Annotated in this window: 16 protein-coding genes and 1 pseudogene; 9 read left to right on the top strand and 8 right to left on the bottom strand. The window is 67.6% G+C overall.

What is annotated here, in order from left to right; all coding sequences use genetic code 11:
* Nucleotides 1–51 precede the first annotated feature (51 nt).
* Nucleotides 52–750, bottom strand: coding sequence for a glutathione binding-like protein (locus tag V5F59_RS15815; protein WP_393976165.1), 699 nt, complete (start codon nucleotides 748–750; stop codon nucleotides 52–54).
* Between the two features lie 175 nt (nucleotides 751–925).
* On the opposite strand from V5F59_RS15815, the gene V5F59_RS15810 reads away from it, so the two are divergent.
* Nucleotides 926–1,633, top strand: coding sequence for a glutathione S-transferase family protein (locus V5F59_RS15810; protein ID WP_393976164.1), 708 nt, complete (start codon nucleotides 926–928; stop codon nucleotides 1,631–1,633).
* Nucleotides 1,634–1,667: 34 nt separating this feature from the next.
* A pseudogene (locus V5F59_RS15805) lies at nucleotides 1,668–2,474 on the top strand (SDR family NAD(P)-dependent oxidoreductase).
* A 109-nt stretch (nucleotides 2,475–2,583) separates the two neighbouring features.
* Here the strand turns inward: V5F59_RS15805 and V5F59_RS15800 are convergent.
* From V5F59_RS15800 to fmdA, 4 genes are all read right to left on the bottom strand, one after another.
* On the bottom strand, nucleotides 2,584–4,164 hold the full coding sequence (locus V5F59_RS15800; protein ID WP_393976163.1) for an adenosine deaminase: 1,581 nt from the start codon (nucleotides 4,162–4,164) through the stop codon (nucleotides 2,584–2,586).
* Nucleotides 4,165–4,279: 115 nt separating this feature from the next.
* Nucleotides 4,280–4,582, bottom strand: a complete 303-nt coding sequence (locus tag V5F59_RS15795) for an FmdB family zinc ribbon protein (RefSeq protein WP_393976162.1) — start codon at nucleotides 4,580–4,582, stop codon at nucleotides 4,280–4,282.
* 59 nt (nucleotides 4,583–4,641) lie between these two features.
* Complete coding sequence (locus V5F59_RS15790) at nucleotides 4,642–5,160, bottom strand: AmiS/UreI family transporter (protein ID WP_393976161.1); 519 nt, start codon at nucleotides 5,158–5,160, stop codon at nucleotides 4,642–4,644.
* A 66-nt stretch (nucleotides 5,161–5,226) separates the two neighbouring features.
* Complete coding sequence (gene fmdA, locus V5F59_RS15785) at nucleotides 5,227–6,453, bottom strand: formamidase (protein ID WP_393976160.1); 1,227 nt, start codon at nucleotides 6,451–6,453, stop codon at nucleotides 5,227–5,229.
* Between the two features lie 277 nt (nucleotides 6,454–6,730).
* On the opposite strand from fmdA, the gene V5F59_RS15780 reads away from it, so the two are divergent.
* Nucleotides 6,731–7,525 carry a winged helix-turn-helix domain-containing protein gene (locus V5F59_RS15780; protein ID WP_393976159.1) on the top strand — a complete coding sequence of 265 codons (795 nt, stop codon included), beginning with the start codon at nucleotides 6,731–6,733 and terminating at the stop codon, nucleotides 7,523–7,525.
* On the opposite strand, the gene V5F59_RS15775 is transcribed toward V5F59_RS15780, so the two are convergent.
* From V5F59_RS15775 to V5F59_RS15765, 3 genes are all read right to left on the bottom strand, one after another.
* Nucleotides 7,434–8,645, bottom strand: a complete 1,212-nt coding sequence (locus V5F59_RS15775; RefSeq protein WP_393976158.1) for a response regulator — start codon at nucleotides 8,643–8,645, stop codon at nucleotides 7,434–7,436. The genes V5F59_RS15780 and V5F59_RS15775 overlap by 92 nt on opposite strands.
* Nucleotides 8,635–11,283, bottom strand: coding sequence for an ATP-binding protein (locus tag V5F59_RS15770; protein ID WP_393976157.1), 2,649 nt, complete (start codon nucleotides 11,281–11,283; stop codon nucleotides 8,635–8,637). Before V5F59_RS15770 ends, V5F59_RS15775 begins: the two co-directional genes overlap by 11 nt.
* Nucleotides 11,284–11,377: 94 nt before the next feature.
* On the bottom strand, nucleotides 11,378–12,271 hold the full coding sequence (locus tag V5F59_RS15765; RefSeq protein ID WP_393976156.1) for a LysR substrate-binding domain-containing protein: 894 nt from the start codon (nucleotides 12,269–12,271) through the stop codon (nucleotides 11,378–11,380).
* A gap of 127 nt (nucleotides 12,272–12,398) precedes the next feature.
* Between V5F59_RS15765 and V5F59_RS15760 the strand changes: the two genes are divergently transcribed.
* The 6 genes from V5F59_RS15760 (at nucleotide 12,399) to V5F59_RS15735 (ending at nucleotide 18,240) form a co-directional block, all read left to right on the top strand.
* Nucleotides 12,399–13,109, top strand: coding sequence for an isochorismatase family protein (locus V5F59_RS15760; RefSeq protein ID WP_393976155.1), 711 nt, complete (start codon nucleotides 12,399–12,401; stop codon nucleotides 13,107–13,109).
* A 134-nt stretch (nucleotides 13,110–13,243) separates the two neighbouring features.
* On the top strand, nucleotides 13,244–14,311 hold the full coding sequence (locus V5F59_RS15755; RefSeq protein ID WP_393976154.1) for an ABC transporter substrate-binding protein: 1,068 nt from the start codon (nucleotides 13,244–13,246) through the stop codon (nucleotides 14,309–14,311).
* Nucleotides 14,284–15,246, top strand: coding sequence for an ABC transporter permease (locus tag V5F59_RS15750; RefSeq protein WP_393976153.1), 963 nt, complete (start codon nucleotides 14,284–14,286; stop codon nucleotides 15,244–15,246). Before V5F59_RS15755 ends, V5F59_RS15750 begins: the two co-directional genes overlap by 28 nt.
* 8 nt (nucleotides 15,247–15,254) lie before the next feature.
* Entirely contained in the window at nucleotides 15,255–16,061 is an 807-nt protein-coding gene (locus tag V5F59_RS15745) for an ABC transporter permease (RefSeq protein ID WP_393976152.1), read from the top strand.
* Between the two features lie 27 nt (nucleotides 16,062–16,088).
* A complete protein-coding gene (locus V5F59_RS15740; RefSeq protein WP_393976151.1) occupies nucleotides 16,089–17,150 on the top strand; it encodes an ABC transporter ATP-binding protein in 1,062 nt (353 codons plus the stop codon).
* A gap of 70 nt (nucleotides 17,151–17,220) precedes the next feature.
* Nucleotides 17,221–18,240, top strand: a complete 1,020-nt coding sequence (locus V5F59_RS15735) for a dipeptidase (RefSeq protein WP_393976150.1) — start codon at nucleotides 17,221–17,223, stop codon at nucleotides 18,238–18,240.
* The last annotated feature ends 20 nt before the right edge of the window (nucleotides 18,241–18,260 follow it).

The following is an 18,260-nucleotide window of genomic DNA, read 5'->3' as shown; positions in this document are numbered from 1 at the left end:
TTGTCCATGCCGCCGTTTGCCGGCGCACCGTACAGCGCGCCGGCCGATGCGTCATCCTGCCCGCCGGGCGGTCTGGCCGAACAGGATCTTCTTGCCGTCCTCGGTCACCGTCGGGCGGCTGCCGAAAGGCGCGCCCTTGGCATAGGCGGCGACCGTTCCCGGCCGCGCCGCCACCGCCTCGAACCAGCGCTTGAGGTTGGGGAAGTTGGCGAGGTCCTGCTGCTGGCGCTGGTGCGGCACGATCCAGGGATAGATCGCCATGTCGGCGATGGAATAGTCCGTGCCCGCCACATGCGCGCTCCTGCCGAGGCGGGTGTCCAGCACGCCGTACAGGCGGTTGGTTTCCTTCACGTAGCGCTCCATGGCGTAAGGGATGCGCTCGGGGGCGTACTGGACGAAATGATGGTTCTGCCCGGCCATGGGGCCGAGGCCGCCCACCTGCCAGAACAGCCATTCCAGCACGCTCTTCCGGCCGCGCAGGTCGGCGGGCATGAAGCGACCGGTCTTCTCTGCCAGATAGAGGAGGATGGCGCCCGACTCGAAGACCGAAAGCGGCGCGCCGCCATCTGTCGGCGCATGGTCGATGATGGCCGGAATGCGATTGTTGGGCGAAATCTCAAGAAAATCTGGCTTGAATTGGTCTCCGGCGCTGATATCCACCGGAATGATGCGATAGGAAATCCCCGTCTCTTCCAGGAACATCGTGACCTTGTGGCCGTTCGGTGTCGGCCAATAGTAGAGATCGATCATCAGAAGCCTCTCGATCTGTGCTCGCGGCATGGACAAGATCATGTGAAGACCATGACGCCTGCGAAATTCAGGCGGGAAGGATCTTGCCGCCCCCGCTTCGACGTGCATTCTATATCAGTCGATCTAAAATGCAATCCGCGCCGCTTCGCCGGCCGCTCTGGCAGGGGTAACCCGTTTGATCCGCTTCTATTTTCATCCCACGCCGAACCCGGCCAAGGTCGCCCTGTTCCTCGAGGAGGCGGGCCTGCCCTACGAGGTGGTGCCGGTGGACACCGCCAGGGGCGAGCAGCACCTGCCCGCCTTCCGCGCCATCAATCCCAACGGCAAGGTGCCGGCCATCGTCGATACCGACGGTCCCGGGGGCAAGCCGGCGCGGGTGTTCGATTCCACGGCCATCCTCCTCTATCTGGCAGAGAAGACGGGCCAGTTCGGCGGCGCGCCGGAAGAGCGGCCGGAACTGCTCTCCTGGCTCCTGTTCCTGGCCAGCGGGCTCGGGCCCTTCTCCGGCCAGGCGGTGCACTTCCAGCACGCCGCACCGGAGGGGCTCGGCTACGCGGTCAACCGCTATCGGCGTGAAGCCGAGCGCCACTACAGGGTGCTGGACGATCTCCTGGCCACGCGCCGCCACATGGTCGGCGACGCGTACACCATCGCCGACATGTCGGCCTGGGGGTGGATCGACCGCGCCGCGCGGGTGCTGAAGGGCGAGGCCGATCCGCTGGCGGGCTTCCCCAACCTGAAGCGCTGGTTCGCCGAGGTGGATGCCCGCCCCGCCGTCGCGCGGGCCCGCGCGGTGGGCAAGGACCACGCCTTCAAGGCCATGGGCGACGAGGAGTCCCGTCGCGCCCTGTTCCCCTCCAACTATCCGTCGGCGGCGGAGTGAGGCGGCCGGCCGTCAACCTCCAGGGAGACTTGCCATGAAGATCGAGGGAAAGCGGGTCCTCCTCACGGGAGGATCGAGCGGCATCGGCCGCGCCATTGCCGATGCGCTGGTGGCCGAGCGGGCGCGCGTGGTCATCACCGGCCGTCGCGCCGATATTCTGTCCGCGGCGGTGGAAGAGCTGAGGGCGAAGGGCGGCGAGGTTCACGGCATCGCTGCCGACGTGACCTCCGCCGAGGGACGGGCATCGATGCTGGAGGGCGCGCGCGCCCATCTCGGCGGGCTGGACATCCTCGTCAACAATGCGGGCGGCGTGCGCGCCGGCCGGCTGGAGGCGACCACCGAGGCGGAGATCCGCGCCATGGTGGAGGTGGACCTCATCGCTCCCATCCTGCTCACCCGCGCGGCGCTGCCGGCGCTGCGGGAGAACGGGGAGGGGCTGATCGTCGACGTGACCTCCGCGATCGCATTGATCGGCATGCCTTTCTACGTCACCTAGGCGGCGACGAAGGCGGGCCTCGCCCGGTTCGACGAGGCCCTGCGGCGGGAGCTTGCGGGCGAGGGCGTGCGGGTCATCACGGTCTATCCGGGGGCGACCGACACGCCGATGATGCGCACCAGCCGCGCGGGGCCGGAGGTGGGCTTCAGCAGGGAGCCACCCGAGGCAGTGGCGGCGGCGGTGGTCGCCGGCATCGCCGGGGATGCCTTCGAGGTGGTGCGGGGCGGGGAGGTGCGGGCGCAGATGATCGCGCTCAATCGCAACGATCCCCTCGCCCTCGATGCGCGGTTCGCCGCCCTGAAGCCGGCACTCGCCGAGGCGGTTCGCGACCATTCGGCGCTGTAGGCGCGACCCCGCTGGCGCGGGGGCTTGGCCCCGCCCTCTCCCCCGTCCGGCTCGGCGGCCGCCATCGCGCCACCGCCGACCGGGCGGCCGTTCCGGAATGGCGCGCCGCTCAGTTCCAGGCGGGAAGGCCGGGGGCGAGCGCACGGAGCACCGCCACCACCTTCCGCGTGAAGGGCTGGGCCTCGTAGACCGATCGCTCGAAGCGGGCATAGGCGCGGTCGAGCTTCTCCATCTCCGGCGTCTTGTCCGCCTCGGCCAGGAAGGATTGGGAAATGGCGTTGTGCGCGAACATCTTGAGATGCCGATAGTCGAAGGCGTGGTCGCGCGCAGCCCGGAAATATTCGTTGCCGAGGTCGATACGCGAGACGCCGGCGTCATCCGTCGCCAGCACCAGCGGCACGCCGGCCCGCAGATAGGTGATGATGGGGTGTTCCTTGCCCCGGATGCCGAGGATCACGTCGCTCGACGTGAGGGCGATCTCCACGGTGACGTTCCGCCGGCGCATCTCTTCAAGCAGCCCGTTCATGTCGGTCTCGAACGCGATGGCGGTGCCGTGGCCGATGCGCCGGGCGCCTGCCGTCTCCACCGCGTCGCGGATGTGGAAGTCGAGGTCCTCCGGTGGCACGAGGCCGAGCCACAGTTCGCCGGCATGCAGCGCCACCGGCACGTCCTTGCCGGCGAGGGCGCCGATCCACTTCATGTGGGTGCGGTAGTCGCGGCGGGAGATCTGGTAGTCCTCCGGCCCCACATAATTGATGCCGACCACGATGCCGGGCGCCGCGCGCACCAAAGCGACGGAAAAGGCCGTCTGGGCGAACACCTCCGCCGGCGGGCTGTTGCGGTTGACCTGGGCGATGTAGCGGAAGGTGACGCCGCAGCCGGGCCTGGTGCGCTGCGCATCGCAGTCGAGCAGGGCTTCGATGCGGGCTATCAGCTCCTTGAGCTGCTGCGTGCGCTTCGCCACCAACTGCGACAGGCCGGCGCGTTCCAGCGCCGCGAGCATGGCGGCGGGATCGCCCACCTGCGCCGGGCCGGGGCCGGTCTCGGGGGCGATGGCCTGCGCCAGCCGGCGGCGATCGTCGCCCTCGAACAAGGTGACCATGAGCTCGGTATATTGCACGCCGGTGGCGTCATATTGCCGGAGCTGGTCCACGGTCATCTCGGCGGTGCGGCCGAAGGCGGTGGCCCAGTCGGTGCCGCCGGTGGCGGCGTTGAAGCGGCCGAAGGTGCTGAAGAACTGGTCGTGGCCGGAGGGGATCGCCGGCGTCGCCAGGAACCAGCGCATGGAGAGGGAATTGACGAGCAGGTCGTAGGTGTTCTGCCCGCGGCCCGGCGCTACCGCCTCGGCGATGGGGACGAGGGCGGGGTCCGTCCCGCACGGCAGCTCCGCCGGGGCTCCCTGCGGCCGGGGCTGGATCGACAGGTCCGCCTTGCGCAGGCACAAGCCATCCGCCATCGCCCAGGCGATGAAGCGCTCGGCATAGACCGCGCCGGACAGATGGGTGTGCAGGTCCCCGCCCTTGGGCATGTGATGCAGGAAATCGCGCAGGCGCGGCAGGTCCTTCGTCCGCAGCCGCTCGAAATGGGCGGCGGTCACGGTCTGCGGCAGGTCCTGGGCGACGATGGCGATACGCCCGGCGAGCGCCAGCGCCGCAACAACGAGGACGGCGATCCAGATGCGACGTCGCAAGGGGGCTCTCCGGGCAGGGAATCGCCGCGGAGCCTAGCTTACGCTTCCCCGATCGCAAAACGCCTCTCAAGCAGGAGGTCGCCCGCCCGGAGCGCGGCCCCGGGCGGGCTGCGCCTCAGTGGCCGAGCGACCAGCGCCGCTCGATGGGCTGGGGCTTCTTCTTGCGCGTCGCGCACAAGGAGCAGCCGCAGCCGGCCAGGTGCTCGCGGGAGACCACCTTCGGCTCGCTGGAGGTCTTCTCCGTGCGGGCGATGGCGGTGCGGAGCCTTGGGTTGAGGGTGCTGACATGGGGCATGGCCATCTCGCGGCGGGCTGCGCCGCTGCAGGCCGGGCAACAGGCGGGCTCCTCCGCCTGGCTCATGGTGGCCCAGGCGTCGAAGGGGCCGCAATCGTCGCAGGAATAGGTGTAACGCGGCATCGTTGGCTCCATGCGAAAGCGGATGGCGCCGGGCGGGGCCGGGCCATCCGCTCCTGATCTCAAGGGTGAATCCAGCCCTGCAGCAGGGAGAGGCCGGGCGCCCAGCCGGTGAGAATGCCGATGAGCACGGTAAAGGCCCCGGTGAATCTCAGGATCGGCTGCTTCAGGGTGAGCAGCAGGAAGTAGCAGAACCACAGGAGGCCCCAGCCCACCCAGTTCCACCCCATCCAGATGCCGATGGGGCTTGCCGCCCCCTGCAGCGACTGGATGGCCACCGGCGTCACGGTGATGGCGACGAACAGGCTGAACCAGCCCAGCCCGCGCCCGTCCACCTTGGTCACGCGGTTGTAGGCCACCCAGAAATAGGTGGCCGTGAACAGCAGAGTCAGGGCGGCGCCCTTGATGGAGCCCGCATCCGCCGCCGGGTTGAAGGCCCAGAACAGCGAGATGGCGAGGGTGACGACGCCCGACACCACGTTCACGACGATGATCTCGCGGTCCTCGATCTTGCCCAGCAGCCAGAGGCCGTTGAGCACGAGCACCGCGCCGACATAGAGCAAGCCAAGTCCGAGCAGCATGTGGGATCTCCTCTGCCCCGGCCGGCCGGAGGCGACCGGCCGGGGCGCCGGGTTGCTGGGAGGGGCTCAGCTCGCCCGGGCGACGTCGACGCCGGAAACCTGGCGTGTCGGGCCGGTGGAGTTCGGGTTGATGTCGAAGTCGAAGATCTTGGTGGGAATGGCCACCGTGGCGCACACGTTGGGGATGTCCACGATGCCGGCGATGCGCCCTTCCACCGGCGCGGTGCCGAGGATGGAATAGGCCTGCTCGCCCGAATAGCCGAACTTCTTCAGGTATTCGATGGCGTTGAGGCAGGCCCGGCGATAGGCGACGTGGGCATCGAGATAATATTGCTCGCCCGTGTGCTCATCCACCGAGATGCCCTCGAAGATGAGATAGTCGTCGAAGTGCGGATCAACCGGGGACGGCTTGAAGATGGGGTTGACGACACCGTACTTCGCCATGCCGCCCTTGATGAGGCCGACACCGATGTCGATCCAGCCCGCCATCTCGATGGCGCCGCAGAAGGTGATCTCGCCGTCGCCCTGGGAGAAGTGGATGTCGCCCATGGAGAGGCCGCCGTTCTTCACATAGACCGGGAAGTAGCAGCGCGACCCGCGCGACAGGTTCTTGATGTCGCAATTGCCGCCGTGCTCGCGCGGCGGCACCGTGCGCCAGCCCTCGGCGGCGGCCTTGTCGCGCAGGGCGCCGGTCATCTGGCCCATGAGGGCCGTCTCCGAATAGGGCAGGCAGGCCAGCGGCGGCACGCGGTCGGGGGCGGTGGCGACGAGGGCCGCCTCGCGCCGGTTGGCCTCTGCGAGCAGCTTGTGGTCCGGCAGGCAGCCGATGAGGCCGGGATGGACGAGCCCGGGATAGCGCACCCGCGGGATGTGGCGGGAGGTGGTGTAGATGCCGTGGAAGTCCCAGCAGGACTTCACCGCCTCCGGATAATGCTCGGTCAGGAAGCCGCCGCCGTTGTTCTTGTCGAACAGGCCGTTGAAGCCCCATTCCGAGCCCTCGATGGGGCCGATGTCCAGGATGTCCACCACCATCAGGTCGCCGGGCTCGGCACCCTCGACGCCGAACGGTCCGCTCAGATAGTGCACCTTGGTGAGATTCACGTCGCGCACGTCGTTGGCGCTGTCGTTGTTGCCGATCTGCCCGCCGGTCCAGTCGTAGCATTCGACGCGGAATTCATCGCCCGGCTTGAACACCTCCACCATGGGCAGGTCCGGGTGCCAGCGGTTGTGGGTCTTGATGGCCTGATCCTCGGGCCGCTTGTTCAGATCGATCTTGAAGACGGTCTTGGCCATGGGCTTCCTCTCCTTGGGGGTGAGCGGACCTGTGCTTTCGTCCTCCGCGGCGCGTTCTCGAAACGTCTCTTGCGCACCTTCACCCGAGGAGGAGGCTAAGAGTGCCGTGTAAGCGGCTTAGCTGCGGCGGCGCGGGCCAATGTAATTTTTTGTAAAGCGCGCCGGGGGAGGGCGCGGGCTGCGCGCGACGGGGTATGATCCCTTGGTGAAGCGGCGTGGCCGCCGCGCGGGAAGAACGCGCCCTCAAGGGCGGCACCGGGAGGACGACGGGGAGGAGATGGCCGGAATCCAGCGCATCCTCATGGTGGACGACGACCGCCGCATGTGCGCCTTCGTCACCAAGTTCCTGGCGCGGGAGGGCTACGCCGCGGAGTTCGCCCTGAACGGCGCCGCCATGCGCGAGGCCGTGTCGGAGGTGATCTACGACCTCATCATCCTCGACATGACCTTCCCGAACGGGGAGGACGGCATCTCGCTGGCCCGGGCGCTGCGCGCGCAGCTCGACACGCCGCTGATCATGCTCTCGGGCAAGTGCGAGACGGTGGACAAGATCGTCTGCCTCGAGATCGGCGCCGACGATTACGTCACCAAGCCCTTCGAGCCGCGGGAGCTGCTCGCCCGCATCCGCACCATCCTGCGCCGGGCGCACGGGCGGGGCGCGGTGCCAGCCGAGGCGGAAGAGGCTGGCAACCGCCTCGACTTCTGCGGTTTCGTCCTCCACCTCGACCGGCGCACCCTCGCCGCTCCGGACGGGGCGGACGTGCCCCTCACCAGCCACGAGTTCCGCCTGCTCGCGGCCCTAGCGCAGCGGCCGGGGCGGGTGCTGACGCGCGACCAGATCCTCGACCTCATCGCTCACCGCCAATGGGCGCCCTTCGACCGCAGCATCGACGTGCTGGTGGGCAAGCTGCGCCGAAAGCTGGGCGATCACGGCCGGCAGGCGCGCATCATCCGCACCGTGCGCGGGGAGGGATATGTCCTCACGGCGATGGAGGCGGATCCGCCTCCGGATCGGGCTCCGGCAGGGCATCGGCCTCCGCCCCGGCGGGGAGCGCCGGCAGAAGCAGGGTGACGCTTGTGCCTTCGCCTGGCACGCTTTCCAGCAGCAGGGTGCCGCCGCTCTGGCGGGCGAAGCCGTAGGCCGTGCTGAGGCCGAGGCCGCTGCCCTGGTCCGTTGGCTTGGTGGAAAAGAACGGCGTCATCGCCTGCTCCAGCACCTCCGCCGACATGCCGCAGCCGTCATCGGCCAGCACCACGCCGACATAGGGGCCCGGCGCCATGTCCTCCATCAGCAGGGGGGACGCCGGTTCCACCGTCCACGGCTCCACCGCGAGCCGCACCCGGCCGGCGCCGGCATCCCGGGCATTGATGGCGAGGTTGAGAAGGCAGGCCTCGAACTGCCGCGGATCCACATGGGTGAGGAAGGGCGCACCGGGCAAGGCGAGGTGAAGCGCGATTTCCTCCCCGAGCGCCCGCTCCAGGCGCCGGGCCATGGCGCCCACCGTGCGGCCCACATCGACCACACGGGGCAGCAGCGTCTGCGCCCGGCCCACGGCGAGCAGGCGGCGGTTGGTGGCGATGCCGTCCTGCGCCGCGTCGAGGGCATCGCGCACCAGTTCGTCGAGGGCGGCCCGGTCGCCGCGCGGGCCGTGCGTCAGCTCCTCCTGGGCGAGCTTGAGATTGCCCACCACGACCGCGAGCAGATTGTTGAAATCATGGGCAATGCCCGCCGCCAGCCGGCCGACGGCCTCCATGCGCCGGCTGCGCCGCAGGCGCTCTTCCGCCTCCGCCCGGTCGCGGGCGAGGCGCAGCCGATCGAAGCAGCGGCCCACGGTGGCGATGAGATCGTCCGGCTCGAAGGGCTTGCAGAGGTAATCATAGATGCCGGCGCGCAGGGCCTTGATGGCGGTTTGCGCCGAGGCATAGGCGGTGATCATCACCACCAGCAGCTCGGGATCGCGCTTCAGCATCTCCACCGCCAGGTGCACTCCATCCTCATGGCCGAGGCGGATGTCGACAAGGGCAATGTCCGCCCGTTCTGCCAGCTCCATCGCCCCGGCGCTGTCGTGGGCGACGGAGACCGCGTAGCCCTCCAGCCCCAGCAGGCGGGCGAGGCTGTGGGCGAAGTCGAGGTCGTCATCCACGATCAGCAGATGGGCGGGGTCCGCCGTGGCCGGCAGGTCAGGACGCATCGGCCAGCTCCAGCTTCGCCACCGGGAGGCGGATCTCCACCGTGCTGCCCATCCCCGGCTGCGAGGCGATGGACACCGTGCCCCCGTGGCGCTCCACGATGCGCCGCACGAGCGCGAGCCCCAGCCCCAGGCCGAAGGGCTTGGTGGAGAACAGCGGCTCGAACAGGCGGGCCCTGACCTCCTCGCTCATGCCGATGCCATCGTCCCGGACACTGAGCACCACCTCATCCTCCGATGCGGCGGTGGAGACCACCACCCGCCCGTCGCCCCGAGGAGCACGCTCCTGCACCGCCTGCATGCCGTTCTGCACCAGATTCACCAGCACCTGCCGCAGCCGCTCGCCATCCGCCTCGATCACGCGGTCGCAGCCAAGGCGCATCTCCAGCTTCACCGGGGCGAGGGCGGCCAGTTCCCCCGCATGCTCGGCGAGCCAGGCGTCGAGGGCGAGGGGCACCATGGCCACGTTGGGCCGGCGGGAGAATTCCAGCAGGTCTTCGATGATGCGCACGCACCGGCGCACGTTGCGCTGGATGCGCTCCAGCTCGTCCTGCGCGGTGGCATCCAGGTGGCCGGCCCGCTTCAGGATGGCCACCGAGCTCATGAGCGTGCCAAGGGGATTGCGCAGCTCGTGGCTCACGGTGGCGGTGAGCTGGCCGATGGCGGCGAGCCGCTCGGTCCGGGCGAGCTCGTCCTGCGTCGCATGGAGCTTCTCCAGCGAGCGCACGAGGTCGCGGTGGGCCAGCTCCCGGCTCTCGTTGGACAGGACGATCCACCAGGCGCTGATGGCGAGCAGCGGCAGCATGGCGAGGAAGACCCGCAGCATCAGGGCGCCGTTGTCGAGGTGCGGGACGTCCGCCCCCGGCTCGATGAGGCGGTAGGTGAGCAGGAACAGGGCGGCCGTGACCACCGTCAGCGCGATCAGCACGCCACCCACCTTCAGGAGGCGCTGCGGCGTGTGCGGGGCGATGCGGCGGGTGAGCCCCTCGCCGAAATAGCGCGAGCGGGAGGTCTCCAGCACCTGGCTCGGTTGTTTGCAGGCGTCGTGGCAATGGGCATCCAGGCTGCAGCACAGCGAGCAGATGGGCCGCTCGTAGAAGCTGCAATAAGCCATGTCGTCCCGCTCATAGCCGTGGTCGCAGACCTCGCAGCGGATGGCGGAGCCCGCGGCGCCGGGAAATGAGGCGACCGGCGGCCGGGCGAGATAATAGCGCCCGCGGGTTGCAATCCCGATCGCTGTGGCTGCGCCGAAGGCGAGAACGAAGGAGAGCGGCGCCGAATAGGCCTGCGCCACCCGGCCCAGCACCCCGGTGAAGGCGAGGATCGACACGAACGAGCCAAATGCCATGGCGCCGCAGCCTACGGGATTGAAATCCCTGAGGTGCGCGCGCTTGAACTCGATGAAGCTCGGGCTGACCTTCAAGGGCTTCAGCACCCACAGATCGGCGACGATGGCGCCGATCCACGCCATGGCGATGTTGGAATAGACCGCCAGCACGATCTCCAGCGTGTCGAAGATGCCGAGCAGCATCAGCAGCAAGGAGATGAGGATGTTGAAGATGAGCCACACCACCCGGCCGGGGTGGTAGTGGGTCATCCGCGAGAAGAAGTTCGACCAGGCCAGCGATCCCGCATAAGCGTTGGTCACGTTGATCTTCACCTGTGAAAGGATCACGAACAGCGTTGCGCAGAAGAGGATAAGCGACGGGCTGTCGAACACATAGCCATAAGCGGACAGGTACATGTGGATCGGCTCGAGCGCCGTTTGCCGGGACGCCCCGCCGGAGAACACGAGCACAGCCAGCAGGCTGCCGCCAAGAATCTTAAGCCCGCCGATGAGGATCCAGCCCGGCCCCGCCAGCACCACGGCGCTCCACCAGGCGAAGCGATTTTCCTTTGTCTTTTCAGGCAGGAAGCGCAGATAGTCCGCCTGCTCGCCGATCTGCACCACCAGCGAGCACATGACGCTGGCCGCCGCGCCGAAGGCGATGAGATCGAAGCCCGCCTTGCCTGTATCCAGCCCGACGAAGCGGGTCCAGCGGACAAGATCCTCCGGCGCCTTGACGGCGATCATGATGAAGGGCAGCAGCATCATCGCCAGCCAGAGCGGCTGCGTCACCATCTGCAGACGCGAGATCATGGTGATGCCCATGACCGTCACGGGGATGATGACGAGCGAGGAGATGATATAGCCAAGCACCAAGGGGATGTCGGCATAGAGCTTCAGCGCCTGCGCCATGATGGCGCCTTCGAGGGCGAAGAATATGAAGGTGAAGCTCGCGTAGATCAGAGAGGTGATGGTCGAGCCGATATAGCCGAACCCCGCGCCGCGAGTGAGGAGGTCGAGGTCGATGCTGTACGTGCTGGAATAATAGGCGATCGGAAGGCTGGTGATGAAGATGAACATCGACACCGCGGCGATGGCGAGGCTCGCGTTCAGGAAGCCGTAGTTGAGCGTGATGGTGCCGCCGATGGCCTCCAGCGCCAGGAAGGAAATACCGCCGAGCGCCGTGTTCGCGATGACGAACGGCGACCAGCGGCGGAACGAGCGCGCCGTGAAGCGAAGCGAGTAATCCTCAAGCGTCTCGTTGGCAATCCAGGAGTGGTAGGACCTCAGTGTCGGCAGTTCGGGCGTTTCCAAGGGCTTGCCCCTTATTGGTTTGGGGCAAGGCTAGAGGATCGGGGCCCGCGCGGCCAGTCCCGCGGATGCGGTCGGGTTCTGTGGATGGTGGCGTTCAGGCGCCGCCCCATACATGCAGCAGGAAGTCGGTGAAGACGGTGACGGCGGGCGCGCGCACCGGTGTCGCCCAGGCCGCGCAGGTGAAGAGCTTCTCGGACACGTCGTCGAGATCGCGGATCACGATGCCGCGCCGCTGCAGGTTGCGCACGCAGCTCGCGTAGACGGATACGCCCGCGCCTGCCGCCACGAGGCCGAAGATGCCCTCGGAGGAGGAGGCCTCCTGCACGATGCGCGGGGTGAAGCCGGCGCGATGGGTAATGGAGAAGAAGGCGTTGCGGAACGCCCCCCAATTCTCGCCGGAGCCCAGCACGAACGGCTGGTCGGCGAGGTCGGCAAGGCGCAGGGTGCGCACGTTGGACAGGGGATGGGTGATGGGCAGCAAGGCCACGTAACGGTTGTCGTCGAAGGTGTAGCTCGCCATGCTCGGCTCGTCGAAGGTGCCGATCATGAAGCCGATGTCTATGCGCTCGGCGAGCAGAGCCTCCTGCTGCTTCAAGGTGGGGATGAAGGAGAGCTCGAGGCGGATTTCCGGCCGGTAGCGGCTGAAGGCGCTCAGGAATTCCGGCAGGCGACCGTTGATGGCGAAGTCCATGTAGCCGATGCGCAGCACGCCCACCTCGCCGCTGGCGGTGCGGCGGGCGTTGGTGACGGCACGCTCCAGCCGGTCCAGCGCGGCCCGCCCGTCGGCCAGGAAGGCCTTGCCGGCCTCTGTCAGCTCCACGGATCGGGTTGTGCGGACGAGAAGCGGCACGCCTACGTCCGCCTCCAGGTCGCGGATGAGGCGGCTCATGGCCGGCTGGGTCATGTGCGCCCTCTGGGCGGCCCGGCTGAAGTGCAGCTCCTCCGCCAGGAGGACGAAGCAGCGGACATGTCGGAGGTCGAAACGCATGGCGGATTTATATCACCAGAGGCATTAATCGAGGCGAAATTGGAATTTCTCCTGTCATATCAGATCGCGCAGTCTTCGTCCTGCAAGCCCGCTGGCATGGGCGACAAAACAAGCAGGGACAAAGGCTATGGCGTTCGAGGACGACCTCGATGCGATGCTGACGCGCGCATTTGAACAGGCAAGCTCCCTTTATCAGGGGCGCGGTTTCCAGCGGCGGGTGGGTTTCGGCCGCCGGCCGGCGCTGATCAATGTGGATCTCGCCAATGCCTGGACGCGGCCGGGAAATCCCTTCACCTGCGAGAAGGTGGATGATGAGATCATTCCCGGCGTGCAGGCGCTTCTGGCGGCGTGCCGGCGCAACGGCCACCCGGTGGTGCATGTCACCACCTGCTACCAGGTGACCGACGAAGCCCAGGCCGCGACCGATATGGGCTTGTGGCACCACAAGATTCCGATCGAGGTGGTCGACCAGTCCAAGCCCGAGCTGTGGGCCATCGACAGCCGGATTGAGCCGGTGGCGGGCGAGCAGGTGCTGATCAAGAAGCGGGCGTCCGCCTTCCATGGCACCTACCTCGCCGGCTTCCTGCGGGCCAACAATGTGGATACCATCCTCGTCACCGGCGTCACCGCCTCGGCCTGTGTGCGCACAACGCTTTGCGACGGATTGGCGGAAGGTTTCCGCACCATCGCGGTGAAGGAGTGCATCGGTGACCGGGTACCGGGCGCGGTGGCCTGGAACCTGTTCGACATCGACGCGAAGTTCGCCGATGTGGAGCCTTTGGAGCGCTGCATCGCCTATCTCGACGAGGTGGGCGCGAAGGCGCGGGCAGCGGCCTGAAAATCAAGATGATTCAATGACCTGGAGACGGACTCCCGACCCGGCGGCAAGCCGGGCGGGGGCCGCCTCCGGGGTCCCGGCTTCGGGACGTTCGACGGCTTCGACAGCTTCAATAAAAATATCCAGAGGCGGACATGACGAAGACCTTTGACATCCTCTCGGGCGCGCCCTCGCGGCGTGCGGTCCTCGGTGCGCTGGGTGCGGGGGCCGCGGCGCTGGCCGTTCCCCGGATCGCCCGCGCCCAGGAAGGCACCCTGGTCGTCTCCAACTGGGGCGGCGACTGGAACGAGCGCACCATCAAGTTCGTGGAAGCCCCCCTTGTCGAGAGCCGGGGCATCAAGATCGTCCGCGACCTCGGCATGGAGCCGGAGCGCAAGGCCAAGCTGATCGCCGAGAAGCGGCTGAAGCGCGGCACCATCGACGTCATCCACATCAACGAGGGCGACAGCGTCGAGCTCTACGGCCAGGAGGTGATTTCCGACATCGACTTCGCCAAGGTGCCGAACTATGCGGACGTGGTGCCGGCCCTGAAGTCGAAGCCCTTCTTCGTGCCGTGGCTCTACAGCGGCGTCAGCATCGTCTACAACAAGGACAAGGTGCCGAACCCGCCCAAGTCCTACGCCGAGTTGTGGGACAAGAAATGGGCCGGCAGGATCGGCCTGACCAACCAGCTCTATTTCAACTACATCATGATGGCCGGCCTCATCAAAGGCGGCAACGTGACCAACACGGAAGAGGGCAAGGCCCGCCTTCTGGAGCTCAAGGAGCTGACCCAGCCGCGCATCTATGCCGCGCACCAGCAGCTCGGCGCCGGCCTTGTCAATGGCGAGGTGGACATTGCGGTGAACTACAAGGCCCGCGGCCTGCAGTGGGCCAATGACGGCGCGCCCCTCGCCATCCAGTATCCCTCGGAAGGCGCGATTGCCGTGATGTTCGGCGCGGCTCTGCCGAAGCGGGCCCCGAGCCCGGATCTCGCCTACATCTACTTCAACGCCATGCTGGACCCCAAGGCCATGGCAGGTCTCGCCGGCGCGAGCTTCTACGCCCCCGCCAACGGCAAGGCGGAGCTTTCGCCGGAGCTGAAGGCCAAGGTGGACTTCACCGCCGCCGAGGCCGCGGCGCTCAAGTTCCCCGACTATGCCCACGTCGCCAAGAACACGGCGGAATGGCTCGAATGGTGGAACAAGAACATCGCGCGCTGAGCGAGGCGTCCGTGTCCGCCCCCGGCATGTCCGCCCCCGGCCTGTCCGAGGCCCTGCCCCTCCCCGCGCCGGGTGCGCGGGGAGGCCGGCGCCTCTCGCCCGCCTTCGGGCTCTCTGCCCCCGCGACGATCTTCGTCCTGGTGGCGCTGATCGGTCCGCTTCTGCTGATGTTCCGCTATTCGCTGAACCGGTTCGTTCCGGGGCAGATGATGGTGGAGGCGCTGACGCTCGCCAACTACCAGAAATTCTTCGCCGACAGCTATTACCAGGAGGTGCTGGGCACCACCTTGTGGGTATCCGCGCTGTCCACGGCGCTGTGCCTCGTGGCCGGGTTCCCGGTGGCCTATTTCCTGGTGCGGCAGGCGAGCGCGGCGTGGAAGGGGCGGCTGCTGCTGCTCGTCATCCTGCCGCTGCTGATGGGCAATGCGGTGCGCACCGCGGCCTGGATGGTCATCCTCGGCGACAAGGGCCTGTTCAACGCCGTCGTCTCCGCCACCGGCCTCTCTCCGGTCAAGCTCATGTACACGCCCACGGCGGTGGTCATCGGCCTCGTTTCCGTGCTTCTTCCCTTCATGATCGTGACGCTGCAGAGCGTGCTGGAAGGTATCGACGCCAATCTGGAGGCGGCCGCGGCAAGCCTCGGCGCCGGCCATCTGACGACCTTGTGGCGGGTGGTGCTGCCGCTGGCGCTGCCGGGCATCCTGGCCGGCACCATGCTGTGCTTCATCCTCTCCATGAACGCCTATGCCACGCCGGTGCTGATCGGCGGACCGAGCTTCCACATGATGGCGCCCACCGTCTACCAGCAGGTGGCCAAGGCCATGAACTGGCCCTTCGGCGCGGCGCTCGCCTTCGTCCTCATGGCGGTGACGCTGGTGCTCACCACCACCGCCAACGTGCTGGTGCAGCGCCGCTACCGGCGCTGGAGCGAGTGAGGGGCACCATGGGACTTCTCGCCGTCAACCGCCTCTACGCGACGCTCACCGCGGTGGTCATGGCCTTCGTGCTGCTGCCGCTGGTGGCGGTGGTGTGGGTGAGCTTCTTCGCAAACCGCATCCTCTCCTTCCCGGCCACGGGCTACACCTTCGACTGGTATGTGCGGGCCTGGGAGCAGGATGCCTTCCGCAACGGCTTCATCACCAGCGTGGAAACCGCGCTGATCGCCGTCGCCATCTCGCTGGTGCTCGGCGTGCCGGCGAGCCTCGCTTTGGTGCGCTACCGCTTCCCCGGGCGCGATGCCGTCCAGACGCTGCTGCTCTCGCCCATGGTGGTGCCGGGCATCGTCGGCGGCGCGGCGCTGTTCATGGCCTTCATCGAGCTGGAGGTGCTGTTCGACGTGGAGATCGCCGGCACGCTGCCGGGCCTGCTCGTCGCCCATGGCCTCATCGCCCTGCCGTGGACGGTGCGGCTCGTGACCGCCTCGCTCACCGGCATGAGCCCCTCCTACGAGGAGGCGGCGCAGAGCCTCGGAGCCGGCCGGCTCACCATCTTCTTCAGGGTCACGCTGCCCCTCATCAAGCCCGGCATCGTGGCGGCGGCGCTGTTCTCCTTCGTCATCTCCTTCATCGACCTGGAGAAGTCCATCTTCCTGGTGGGGCCGGGGCGCACGACGCTGCAGATCGCGCTGGTCTCCTACCTGGAATGGAACCTCGATTCGACGGTGGCGGCTGTCGCCACCGTGCAGATCCTCATCATCGGCGCGCTGCTCGTCGTGAGCGACCGCTACGCGAGGCTCTCGCGCGCCTTCTGACCCCTTTGCCGAACCCGAGGTGCACGCATGTCCGACGTCGTCCTCCAGTCCATCGTCAAGCGCTATGACGGCACCACCGCGGTGGACAACGTCTCCCTCACCATCGCCGAGGGCGAGCTGGTGGCGCTGCTCGGCCCCTCGGGCTGCGGCAAGACCACCACCCTGCGCATGATCGGCGGTTTCATCCCGGTCACCGAGGGCCGCATCCTGGTGGGTGGTCGGGACCTGACCCAGCTGCCGCCCAACAAGCGCAACATGGGCTTCGGCTTCCAGAACTACGCCTTGTTCCCGCACATGAGCGTGGGCGAGAACGTGGCCTTCGGGCTCCAGATGCGCAAGCTGCCCAAGGCGGACATCGCCGCCAAGGTGAAGATCGCCCTCGACCGCGTGAAGCTCGGGCATCTTGCGGACCGCCTGCCCAAGCAGCTCTCCGGCGGCCAGCAGCAGCGGGTGGCGCTGGCCCGCGCGCTGGTGATCGAGCCGGACGTGCTGCTGCTCGACGAGCCGCTCTCCAACCTCGACGCGCAGCTGCGCAACGAGATGAAGCTGGAGATCCGCAACATCCAGCAGCAGCTGGGCATCACCACCATCTTCGTCACCCATGACCAGGACGAGGCGCTCTCCATCGCCGACCGCGTGGTGCTCATGCGCGCCGGCCGCATCGAGCAAGCGGGCGCCCCGGACGATCTGTTCGAGCGGCCGGGCTCGCATTTCGTCGCCGAGTTCATGGGGGTCACCAACCTGCTTGCGGGCGAGGCCGCCGGCTCCGGCCGCTTCCGCCTGAAGAGCGGGGAAGTCCTGTCCGTGCCCATGGAGGCGCGTTCCGGCCGGATGGCGCTGGCGCTGCGGCCGGAACGGCTGGTGCTCGACGGCACCGACGAGGCGCTGCTCGCCAACACGCTCACCGCAGAGGTGGCGTTTGTCACCTATCGCGGCCTCGTCATCGACTATCGCCTGGTGACGCCATCCGGCCTCACCCTCATCGCGCGGCGGCCCTCACCTGCCGTGGGCGGCCCGGCTCCGCTCGCCGCCGGCCGTCCGGTCCGCATTTCCTGGCAGCCCGACGCCGGCGTGCTGGTGCCGGTGTGAGCGCCGCGCCCGCCATTTCCTCCTCCGATCCGCCGGCCCTCGGCCGGCTCCAGCAAAGGTGCGTCCACCCATGAATGTTCATCTTGCCCCCGCGGCCACCAGGGAAGAAAAGCCCGTGTCAAACCTGCACGAGAAGCTCATCGTCATCGACGGGCTCATCATCTCCGACTTCTCCCGTCCCGTGTTCGAGGACATGCGCAAGGGCGGTCTCACGGCGGCCAACTGCACCTGCTCGGTGTGGGAGAACTTCACCGAGACCATGCGCAACATCGCGAAGTGGAAGAAGGACTTCGCGACCCATTCCGACCTGATTTCCCAGGTCTACACCACCGCCGACATCCTGAAGGCGAAGGCGGAAGGCAAGACCGGCATCATCCTCGGCTGGCAGAACACCTCCGCCATCGAGGACAAGATCGAGTATCTCGAGCTGTTCCATGAGCTGGGCGTGCGCATCGTGCAGATGACGTACAACACGCAGAACTTCGTGGGCTCGGGCTGCTACGAGAGCCGCGACAGCGGCCTGTCCGACTTCGGCCGTGACGTGGTGGCGGAGATGAACCGCCTCGGCATCCTGTGCGACCTGTCCCACGTGGGGCCGAAGACCTCCGAGGACGTGATCGTCGCCTCGAAGAAGCGCGTCGCCTATTCCCACTGCCTGCCGGCAGGCCTCAAGGCGCACCCGCGCAACAAGAGCGACGAGCAGCTGCGCTTCATCGCCGACAAGGGCGGCTTCATCGGCGTCACCATGTTCCCGCCGTTCCTGAAGAAGGGGCCGGAGGCTACCGTCGCCGATTATGTGGAGGCGATGGAATACGTCATCAACCTCGCCGGCGAGGACATCGTAGGCGTGGGCACGGACTTCACCCAGGGGTTCAGCCAGCCCTTCTTCGACTGGATCACCCACGACAAGGGCTTCGGCCGCAAGCTCACCGACTTCGGCGCGGTGATCAATCCGGAAGGCTTCCGCGAGATCGGCGACTTCCCCAACCTCACGGCGGCCATGGAGCAGCGCGGCTGGTCCACGGCGCGCATCGAGAAGGTGATGGGCGGCAACTGGCTGCAGCTGCTCAAGGACGTGTGGGGCGCCTGAGCGCCCCCTCATTCCCCTTC

It is taken from the genome of Xanthobacter nonsaccharivorans, from assembly GCF_043194755.2.
GTDB lineage: Bacteria > Pseudomonadota > Alphaproteobacteria > Rhizobiales > Xanthobacteraceae > Xanthobacter > Xanthobacter autotrophicus_G.
The sequence above is the reverse complement of the archived record's forward strand: the minus strand, read 5'-3'. Positions and strand labels throughout refer to the sequence as shown.

Coding starts and splice junctions, on each gene's coding strand:
- V5F59_RS15815 (WP_393976165.1), bottom strand. CDS start 750: ATGATCGATCTCTACTATTGGCCGACACCGAACGGCCACAAGGTCACG.
- V5F59_RS15795 (WP_393976162.1), bottom strand. CDS start 4,582: ATGCCGCGTTACACCTATTCCTGCGACGATTGCGGCCCCTTCGACGCC.
- V5F59_RS15790 (WP_393976161.1), bottom strand. CDS start 5,160: ATGCTGCTCGGACTTGGCTTGCTCTATGTCGGCGCGGTGCTCGTGCTC.
- fmdA (WP_393976160.1), bottom strand. CDS start 6,453: ATGGCCAAGACCGTCTTCAAGATCGATCTGAACAAGCGGCCCGAGGAT.
- V5F59_RS15780 (WP_393976159.1), top strand. CDS start 6,731: ATGGCCGGAATCCAGCGCATCCTCATGGTGGACGACGACCGCCGCATG.
- V5F59_RS15775 (WP_393976158.1), bottom strand. CDS start 8,645: ATGCGTCCTGACCTGCCGGCCACGGCGGACCCCGCCCATCTGCTGATC.
- V5F59_RS15765 (WP_393976156.1), bottom strand. CDS start 12,271: ATGCGTTTCGACCTCCGACATGTCCGCTGCTTCGTCCTCCTGGCGGAG.
- V5F59_RS15760 (WP_393976155.1), top strand. CDS start 12,399: ATGGCGTTCGAGGACGACCTCGATGCGATGCTGACGCGCGCATTTGAA.
- V5F59_RS15755 (WP_393976154.1), top strand. CDS start 13,244: ATGACGAAGACCTTTGACATCCTCTCGGGCGCGCCCTCGCGGCGTGCG.
- V5F59_RS15750 (WP_393976153.1), top strand. CDS start 14,284: ATGGTGGAACAAGAACATCGCGCGCTGAGCGAGGCGTCCGTGTCCGCC.
- V5F59_RS15745 (WP_393976152.1), top strand. CDS start 15,255: ATGGGACTTCTCGCCGTCAACCGCCTCTACGCGACGCTCACCGCGGTG.
- V5F59_RS15740 (WP_393976151.1), top strand. CDS start 16,089: ATGTCCGACGTCGTCCTCCAGTCCATCGTCAAGCGCTATGACGGCACC.
- V5F59_RS15735 (WP_393976150.1), top strand. CDS start 17,221: ATGAATGTTCATCTTGCCCCCGCGGCCACCAGGGAAGAAAAGCCCGTG.